We start from the raw sequence: 218 nt of genomic DNA, 5'->3' as shown, positions 1-218 counted from the left end.
GCCGAAAAAACCTGTCCATAATCTTGACATCAGCGCCAAGTCAATTACGGGTGTTGTATTCAGGCTATCAAGTGGCGATTGGGCAGACAGCGAACTACCCGTTGTCGTTGCTACTTGAAAAGGATGGCCAAACCTATGTGCAACTGTATAGTAGTACGGCAAAGTACGAAGCGAGTGCACAAGATTTGCCGACGGTCTGGGTGCGGGCATCGGTGATT

General features: G+C 49.5%; 1 protein-coding gene. It reads left to right on the top strand.

All coding sequences use genetic code 11. From position 1 onward, the window contains the following. Positions 1–218: hypothetical protein (locus WEIDD23_RS12630; RefSeq protein WP_197458926.1), on the top strand; the 218-nt coding region annotated here is incomplete at both ends.

This window comes from Weissella sp. DD23, from assembly GCF_001579105.1.
Lineage (GTDB): Bacteria > Bacillota > Bacilli > Lactobacillales > Lactobacillaceae > Weissella > Weissella cibaria.
This window is presented reverse-complemented; position numbering and strand designations above follow the sequence as displayed.